This is a genomic window from Rhodoferax sp., from assembly GCF_039922535.1.
Classification (GTDB): Bacteria; Pseudomonadota; Gammaproteobacteria; order Burkholderiales; family Burkholderiaceae_C; genus Rhodoferax_B.
Genome location: NZ_JBDTEM010000361.1, coordinates 1 through 7,766, shown reverse-complemented (window position 1 = coordinate 7,766; position 7,766 = coordinate 1). Strand labels below are relative to the sequence as shown.

Here is a 7,766-nt window from a genome sequence, read left to right as displayed (position 1 = left end):
ATTTTGGGCAAGCCGGTTATGGAATACCTGATCGAGCATTTGGCAAACTATGGCATCAAAGAAATCATGGTTAACGTGGCTTACAACCACTACAAGATTGAACAGTACTTTGGTGATGGTCACCGGTGGGGCGTGCAGATTGGTTACGCCTATGAGGGCGTGCGCGAACATGGCGACGTAATTCCCAAGCCCTTTGGTTCGGCCGGCGGCATGCGCCGTATCCAGGACTTCAGCGGCTTCTTTGACGAACCAACGCTGGTGTTGTGTGGTGATGCGCTGATCGATCTGGACATTGGTGCGGCGCTGCACGAACACAAGTCTAAGGGTGCGATTGCCAGCGTGGTGACACTGGATGTGCCGCGCGAGGAAGTCTCCAACTATGGGATTGTGGTGGCCAATGCGGAAGGTCAAATTCAGTCCTTCCAGGAAAAGCCAAAGCCAGAAGATGCCCAGTCCACACTGGCCAGTACAGGTATCTACATTTTCGAGCCTGAAGCCATTGACATGATTCCGGCGGGCAAGGTGTACGACATCGGCTCCGAGCTGTTCCCGCAACTGGTGGCCCAGAAGCTGCCTTTTTTCGCGCAAAAGCGATTCTTCAACTGGATCGATATTGGCCGAGTGAGCGACTACTGGGCCGTGTTGCAGCGCGTCTTGCGCGGCGAAGTTGCACAAATGAATATTCCAGGACGGGAAGTGAAGCCCGGCATTTGGGTGGGGCTCAACACATCTATTGCCTGGGAACAATGCAACATCCAAGGGCCGATCTACATCGGCTCTAGCGTCAAAATTGAGCCCGGTGCGACCATCATTGGCCCCTGCTGGATCGGCCACGGCAGCCACATTCGCTCGGGTGCCAAGGTGACGCGCAGCATCTTGTTTGAGTACACCCGCATCGCTGCCGACATGCACTTCAACGAAATGATCGTGTCGCCCAACTATTGCGTGGACCGTGAGGGAGAAACCTTATACCGCGGTGATGAAACTGCCCAATTGCGTTGGGGCGACGCCCGGGCCTGATGTTGCGCAGCCCCAGGCCGCCTACTACGTGCCACTATAGATGGACTGCCAAAGTGAAGCTTTAATGCCTTTTAGGCTACCGGCCCTTATATAGCTTGCAGAAACAGCTATTTAAAAAATAGCATTAGTTACCAAGCTCCAGACGTTAAAAAGCCACCTCGCGGTGGCTTTTTTGTGGGTGCTGGAACCGATTAGTTCAGCGCGGTCTTCTTGCCGTCTTTGTAGACGGACAGAGTGATCGATGGGTTCTTCAGTTCGCCATTAGGTTCGAAGCTGATGGTGGTGGTCACGCCCTTGTAGTTGGTCTTCAGGATTTCAGGGGTGTAGACCTTGGGGTCGGTGGAGTTGGCACGCTTCATAGCGTCGACCAGCACCATCGTGGCATCGTAGGTGTAGGGGCTGTAGATCTGGAACTGGCCAGGGAATTTAGCGTCATAACGTTTCTTCCATTCCACGCCGCCTGGCATCTTGACCAGGGAAGCGCCGCCTTCAGCACACACAACGTTGTCCAGCGTCTTGGCACCGGCAGCCAGCTTGGCCACTTCGTTGGTGCACAGGCCGTCACCACCAAAGTACTTGACGTTGGTCATGCCGAGTTGTTCCATCTGGCGCAGCATCGGGCCCGCTTGGGGGTCCATACCGCCGAAGAAGATGGCATCCGGTGCTTTGGACTTGATGGAGGTCAAGATCGCCATGAAGTCGGTGGCCTTGTCGGTGGTGAACTGTTCGTCCACAACTGTCATGCCCTTGGCCATGGCGGTCTTCTTGAACACTTCGGCAACACCTTGGCCGTAAGCGGTACGGTCGTCAATGATGGCGACTTTCTTCAGCTTCAGGGCATCGGTGGCGTAGAAGGCCAGTCCTGCTCCCAGCGAGTTGTCATTGGCGATGATACGGAAGGTGGTTTTGTAACCAGGCTTGGTCAGGTTGGGGTTGGTTGCCGCACCTGTGATGTGGGGAATACCGCAGTCGTTGTAGACCTTGGATGCAGGAATGGTGGTACCCGAATTCAAGTGACCCACCACGCCGTTGACCTTGGCATCGCACAGCTTTTGTGCAGCAGCCGTACCTTGCTTCGGATCGGCAGCGTCGTCTTCGGCCACCAGCTCAAACTTGATCTTCTTGCCACCAATCACGATGTTCTGGGTGTTCAAGTCATCCACGGCCATACGGGCACCGTTTTCGTTGTCTTTGCCGTAATGGGCTTGCGCACCAGACATAGGGGCTACATGGCCGATTTTCACGACCTGCACGTCCTGGGCGGAAGCCATACCTGCTACAGCAGTAATGGCAGCAGCTACAGTCAATTTCAACTTCATTTGCATAAAAACTCCAATGTACAAAATGGCTGGATAGCGATAACACAGTGAATGGGTAAATCCACGGGCCGAACCATACCGCAATTTTTAGGCCTGACACATAGGGAACACACGGACAACTGTTTTTGCACCCATTTGAGGCATACAAAAACGGTCTTTTTGAACGGTCTACAGCACCCGTGTTGCCAGCTCGTCGGCTACTGCATCGGACACCGATTGGCGCACCACAAACTCGATTTCTTCGCGCAAACGCGGCACCAATGACTGGGTTTGCTGCAGCACCATGGCGGCGACCGCTTCGCGCAAACGGCGCTCCAGCGACAGGTCGATGCGCTGCATCACGCGGTGGATGATTTGGTCTTCCAGAGCCTCGGAACTCATGAATCCCAAAGGTGTCGCGGGTGCGACAGGCACCGAATTGGGCTGCACCACTTCGGTGAGTGTGGGCACAAAACGCGGGGGTTGGCGTGGGGCGTCAAAGGTCATGCGGGCTCTTTCAGCTCTAAATCTTTGCGTTGGACCGCGTAGCCGCGGCCCGCGTAGTGCTTCCAGCGCTGGCGGGCCAGGACGCGGTCCTCTTCCTCCAGCGTGACCACCTCGATCAGCCTTTCAAAGCGCTCAAACCCTGCGGGCACCGTGTCGCCCAACTGCAGCAAGACCTGCTGGTGCGGGGCCTCCAGCGCCGACTCCAGCAGCAGCACAGGCGACGCGGCCAGCACCGCGGCATCAGAAGTGGCCAAGGTGTGGGCCACAAAGTCGGTGGCGGTAAAACTCCACAAGGCCGCATCCAGCGCCTGCAGCACCTCGGCAGAGCCGACCACCACCACCCGCCCGGCCTGGCGGCTGGCCTTGCGCAGCAAACGGCAGGCGTAGGCGATTTTGTCGGGCGCGTTGAAGTGAAACTCTACGTGGGTCATGTGCAAGCAACCCGGCTTACTTGGCCGACACTTTGCCAGGTGTTTTGCGCGGCGTTTTGGCGGTGGCAGCCACTTTGCGCGCAGCAACTGCAGGGACGGTCGCTTTACGCTTTGCTACCGATTTAGTAGCTGCCTGCGCAGGTAGTATCTGCGCTGGAGGCTGATTTAATACATAGTCCAGCAACAGTGCCACAGGCCGACCGGTGGCGCCCTTGGCCGCCCCACTCTTCCAGGCCGTGCCGGCAATATCCAAGTGCGCCCACGGCATTTTGGCGGTGAACTTTTGCAAGAACTTGGCGGCGGTGATGGCCCCGCCTGCGCGCCCGGCCACGTTGGCCATGTCGGCAAAGTTGGACTTCAGGCCTTCGCCGTATTCGTCGTCCAGCGGCAGACGCCAGCAAGGGTCCAGCGACGATTCACCCGCAGCGTGCAAGGCGGCAGCCAGCGAATCATCCGCCGAGAACATGCCGCTGCGAACACCACCCAAGGCCACCACGCAGGCACCGGTGAGGGTGGCGATGTCGATCACGGCGCGGGGCTTGAAGCGCGCGGCGTAGGTCAGCGCGTCGCACAGCACCAGGCGGCCTTCGGCGTCGGTGTTGAGGTTTTCGATGGTCTGGCCGCTCATGCTGGTGACCACGTCGCCGGGTTTGACCGCGCCGCCGTCGGGCATGTTTTCGCAGGCCGGGATCAGGCCGACCACGTTGATGGCGGGCTTCAAGTCGCCCAGCGCGCGGAACACACCCAGCACGCTGGCGGCACCGCACATGTCAAACTTCATTTCGTCCATCTCAGCAGAAGGCTTGATGGAAATGCCGCCGGTGTCAAAGGTGATGCCCTTGCCGACCAGCACCGTGGGAGCCACAGTCTTGGCTGCGCCGGTGTAGTGCAGCACGATGAAGCGCAGCGGCTCCTTGGAGCCCTGGGCCACCGACATAAAGGAACCCATGCCCAGCGCCGCAACCTCTTTGGGGCCCAGCACTTCGCACTGGATTTTGGGGAAACGCGCCAGCGCCTTGGCCGCCGTGCCCAGCATCGTGGGGGTGGCGTGGTTGCCGGGGCGGTTGGCCCATTCTTTGGCCAGCTCGACACCGGCTACCGTGGCCATGCCCAGGGCCAGCTCGGCTTTGGCTGCGGCGGCATCGGGGGCGCACAGCCAGACATTGGCTAACACGCGGCCTTCGGGTTTGGATTTGGTGGTGGTGTAGACGTAGGTGGCCTCGGCCACCGCCTGCACGACCGCACGCACGGACTTCTGGGCAGCGGCACCGGCAAAGCTGATGAGTATCTTGTGGACGGCCTTGGCTTTGGCGGCCGCTACCCCAGTGGCCACCGCCTGGCGCACGTGGCGCACCGAGCCATCGCCCACGCCCACCAGCAGCACCCGCGTGGCGGTGGCCGCGGCCGGGCGGTACATTTGCAGCAACTTGCCCGGCTTGGGTTCCAAATCCCCGGAACTACGGGCCTGTGCAATCAACTGAGACAATGCGTCCTTGCCGGGTGCAAAGGCTTCGGACACCAGCACAATCAAGGCATCGCATTTCTCGGCGGCGCAGGCGGCCAGGTCCAAGGATTTCAGTTCAAAGTTCATAATTTAGTCGTGTTGTCGTGTCGGTTGGGCCAGATGTGGCCAGTCACTCGATAGCTTGCAATCCGTTAACGATGTTATTCCATTCTTCTATTCGCAAAGAGCTGGCGCGCGGTTTCGGCGCTACGCTGGTCGCCCTGGTCACGATTGTGATGACCATGATGCTGATCCGCACCCTGGGCCAGGCCGCCAAGGGCGCGGTTAACCCATCCGAGGTGATGATGGTGCTGGGCTACACCGTCCTTGGGTATTTGCCCACCATCCTGACCTTGAGCCTGTTTGTGGCCATCGTCAGTACCCTCTCGCGCATGTACAGCGACAGCGAAATGGTGATCTGGTTCGCCAGTGGCCAAGGGCTGGTCGGGCTGCTGCGCCCGCTGTTCCGCTTTGCCTGGCCTATTTTGTTGGCGGTGGCCGCGTTTGCCCTGGTAGTCTGGCCCTGGTCCAACCAGCAAATCCAAGACATGAAAGACCGCTACGAGCAACGCAGCGACCTGGAGCGCATCGCGCCAGGGCAGTTCCAAGAGTCTGCCAACGGCAACCGGGTATTTTTTATCGACAAAGACTCACCCGACAAACGCAGTGGCAACAACATCTTTATCTCGTCCATCGGCCACGGCAAGGAAACCGTCACCTCGGCCCGCAGCGCCAAGATCGATCGCATTAACGAGCAACCGTTTTTGATACTCAGCAACGGCCAGCGGCTGGAGTCCAACCTGGGCGAGCCCGACCTCAAGGTCAGTGAATTCAAAGAGTACGGCACCCGCATTGGTGGCAATGCCATGGGCGCACTGGATGCCCCACCCTCGCGCGCACGCTCCAGCCTGGACCTGGTACGTGAGCCCAATGCGCTCAACCTGGGCGAACTGGCCTGGCGGCTCAGCCTGTCATTCGCGGCGCTGAATTTTGTGGTGATCGCGCTGGCCCTGTCAGGCGGCAACCCGCGCTCTGGCCGGGGCGGCAACATACTTTTTGCGCTGTTTGCCTTTGTGGCGTATTACAACCTGCTGAATCTGGGCCAGAGCTGGATTGCCAACGGTGCCGTGCCGTTTGGCAGCTTCATGCTGGGCTTGCACGGCGGCGTATTTGTGCTGGCCCTGGCCTGGCTGTTGGCGCGGCATAGCCACCTTTCCTGGCGCAACCTGTTGCCGCGCAACCGTACCGGAGCCGCAGCATGAGGACCATCCGCCAACTTTTGTACAGAGAAATTTTGGTCGCCGTGGGTTTTGTGACCCTGGGTTTTCTGGCGCTGTTTTTCTTTTTTGACTTTGTAGACGAGCTGCGTTGGGTGGGTAAAACCGGTGAAAACGGCTACCAGCTCACCCACGCGCTGCTGGTGGTGGCGCTGATGGTGCCCAGCCATTTGTACGAGCTGCTGCCCATCACCGTGCTGATCGGCACCATCTTTGTGATGGCCCGGCTGGCGCAAAGCTCGGAATACACCATTTTGCGCACCAGCGGCCTGGGCCCCTGGCGGGCTTTGCACACCCTCTTGCTGCTGGGGTTGGCGTTTGTGGTGTTGACCTTTGCAATTGGCGACTACCTGGCCCCGGTGTCCGACCGCGCCGCGCAGCTCATCAAAGCCCGCTACCAAGGTGGTATCACCATCGGCCAAACGGGTGCCTGGCTCAAAGAAAAGCAAGACGACCATTCGTTTGCCACCAACGTCAGTTCCCTGGGTGCCAAGGGACGCATGCAAGGCGTACGGATTTTCGAGTTTGACCATAACGGCCTGCTGGTGTCGCTGATGCACGCCGAGTCCGCCGACGTGGCCAGCGGCGGTGCCTGGACGCTCACCAACGTAGAGCGCAGCAGCTTCCACACCCAGGACACGCAGGCCACCGACACCGCCAGCGTCGAGCGCAGCCACCTGCCCAGCTACCGCTGGCCGACCGAGATCAGCACCGAGATGGTCTCCACCGCGCTGCTCAAGCCCGACCGCATGGCCACGCTGGACCTGTTCCAGTACATCCGCCACTTGAATGCCAACGGCCAGTCGGCCCAGCGCTACGAAATCGAGTTCTGGCGCAAGGTGTTCTATCCGTTGAGCTGCCTGGTGATGGTGGTGCTGGCCCTGCCCTTTGCCTACCTGCACTTTCGCGCCGGGGGCATTACCACCTATGTGTTTGGCGGCGTGATGGCCGGCATCAGCTTCTTTTTGCTGAACAACGTGTTTGGCTACATCGGCAACCTGCAAAACTGGCAGCCCTGGCTGACCGCCGCCGCGCCGGGGCTGATTTACTCCATGCTTTCGCTGGCCGCGTTTGGCTGGCTGGTCCTTAGACGCTAACCATCTCTATGAAAAATCGCGGTGTTATTTTGTTTGCCCACGGCTCGCGGGATCCCTTGTGGCGCTTGCCGATGGAAGCCGTGGCCGCCCAAGTTGCGGCAACAGAACCGCAAGTGCAGGTTGCCTGCGCTTTCCTGGAGCTCACCCAACCCGATCTGCCCAGCGCCGCCGCACAGCTGGTGGCCCAGGGCGCGCAACAGCTCACTGTGGTTCCCATGTTCTTGGGCGTAGGCCGCCACGTGCGCGAAGACCTGCCGCTGCTAATGGCCGATTTGCGCCAGCAGCACCCCGGCGTAGACATCGTTTTGCAGGCGGCAGTGGGCGAAAATCCGCAACTCGTCGCGCTACTGGCCAAGATCGCGCTGGAGCCTTCTGCATAGATGATTCAGGCATAATGAATTTCAAAATTAGCTGAAATTCGATATGAACCTACACCAATTCCGCTTTGTCCAAGAAGCCGCTCGGCGTGGCCTCAACCTGACCGAGGCCGCCAAAGCCCTGCACACCTCCCAACCCGGTGTCTCCAAAGCCATCATCGAGCTGGAAGAAGAACTGGGTGTAGAAATTTTTGCCCGCCACGGCAAGCGCCTGAAACGCATCACCGAACCCGGCCAGCACGTGCTCAGCAGCAT

Annotated in this window: 9 protein-coding genes; 5 read left to right on the top strand and 4 right to left on the bottom strand. The window is 59.4% G+C overall.

The annotated features are described in order from the left end of the window. Positions 1 to 1,020 (top strand): NDP-sugar synthase (locus ABI213_RS17270; protein WP_348027993.1); only part of this gene is annotated, 1,020 nt, incomplete at its 5' end. Between the two features lie 191 nt (positions 1,021 to 1,211). Here the strand turns inward: ABI213_RS17270 and ABI213_RS17265 are convergent. The 4 genes from ABI213_RS17265 to ABI213_RS17250 form a co-directional block, all read right to left on the bottom strand. Beyond that, positions 1,212 to 2,345, bottom strand: a complete 1,134-nt coding sequence (locus tag ABI213_RS17265; RefSeq protein WP_348005869.1) for a branched-chain amino acid ABC transporter substrate-binding protein — start codon at positions 2,343 to 2,345, stop codon at positions 1,212 to 1,214. Between the two features lie 162 nt (positions 2,346 to 2,507). Further along, on the bottom strand, positions 2,508 to 2,825 hold the full coding sequence (locus ABI213_RS17260; protein ID WP_348005870.1) for a hypothetical protein: 318 nt from the start codon (positions 2,823 to 2,825) through the stop codon (positions 2,508 to 2,510). Further along, positions 2,822 to 3,256, bottom strand: coding sequence for a DNA polymerase III subunit chi (locus ABI213_RS17255; RefSeq protein WP_348005871.1), 435 nt, complete (start codon positions 3,254 to 3,256; stop codon positions 2,822 to 2,824). The genes ABI213_RS17260 and ABI213_RS17255 overlap by 4 nt, the downstream gene beginning before the upstream one ends. 16 nt (positions 3,257 to 3,272) lie before the next feature. After that, positions 3,273 to 4,847 (bottom strand): leucyl aminopeptidase, encoded by a 1,575-nt coding sequence (locus ABI213_RS17250; RefSeq protein WP_348005872.1) that lies wholly within the window; start codon positions 4,845 to 4,847, stop codon positions 3,273 to 3,275. A gap of 71 nt (positions 4,848 to 4,918) precedes the next feature. Here ABI213_RS17250 and lptF point away from each other — a divergent pair, with 71 nt between their 5' ends. The 4 genes from lptF to ABI213_RS17230 form a co-directional block, all read left to right on the top strand. Beyond that, the gene (lptF, locus tag ABI213_RS17245; protein ID WP_348027991.1) at positions 4,919 to 6,022 is read left to right on the top strand and encodes an LPS export ABC transporter permease LptF; all 1,104 of its coding nucleotides are present in this window, start codon (positions 4,919 to 4,921) and stop codon (positions 6,020 to 6,022) included. After that, positions 6,019 to 7,134 carry an LPS export ABC transporter permease LptG gene (lptG, locus tag ABI213_RS17240; RefSeq protein WP_348005874.1) on the top strand — a complete coding sequence of 372 codons (1,116 nt, stop codon included), beginning with the start codon at positions 6,019 to 6,021 and terminating at the stop codon, positions 7,132 to 7,134. The genes lptF and lptG overlap by 4 nt, the downstream gene beginning before the upstream one ends. Before the next feature lie 8 nt (positions 7,135 to 7,142). After that, on the top strand, positions 7,143 to 7,514 hold the full coding sequence (locus ABI213_RS17235) for a CbiX/SirB N-terminal domain-containing protein (protein WP_348005875.1): 372 nt from the start codon (positions 7,143 to 7,145) through the stop codon (positions 7,512 to 7,514). Between the two features lie 43 nt (positions 7,515 to 7,557). Further along, on the top strand, positions 7,558 to 7,766 hold a 209-nt coding region (locus tag ABI213_RS17230), incomplete at its 3' end, for a LysR family transcriptional regulator (protein ID WP_348027989.1).

What these genes read in the sequence shown, in the direction of transcription:
- ABI213_RS17250 (WP_348005872.1), bottom strand. Translation starts at nt 4,847, where the DNA reads ATGAACTTTGAACTGAAATCCTTGGACCTGGCCGCCTGCGCCGCCGAG.
- ABI213_RS17260 (WP_348005870.1), bottom strand. Translation starts at nt 2,825, where the DNA reads ATGACCTTTGACGCCCCACGCCAACCCCCGCGTTTTGTGCCCACACTC.
- lptF (WP_348027991.1), top strand. Translation starts at nt 4,919, where the DNA reads ATGTTATTCCATTCTTCTATTCGCAAAGAGCTGGCGCGCGGTTTCGGC.
- ABI213_RS17255 (WP_348005871.1), bottom strand. Translation starts at nt 3,256, where the DNA reads ATGACCCACGTAGAGTTTCACTTCAACGCGCCCGACAAAATCGCCTAC.
- ABI213_RS17235 (WP_348005875.1), top strand. Translation starts at nt 7,143, where the DNA reads ATGAAAAATCGCGGTGTTATTTTGTTTGCCCACGGCTCGCGGGATCCC.
- lptG (WP_348005874.1), top strand. Translation starts at nt 6,019, where the DNA reads ATGAGGACCATCCGCCAACTTTTGTACAGAGAAATTTTGGTCGCCGTG.
- ABI213_RS17265 (WP_348005869.1), bottom strand. Translation starts at nt 2,345, where the DNA reads ATGCAAATGAAGTTGAAATTGACTGTAGCTGCTGCCATTACTGCTGTA.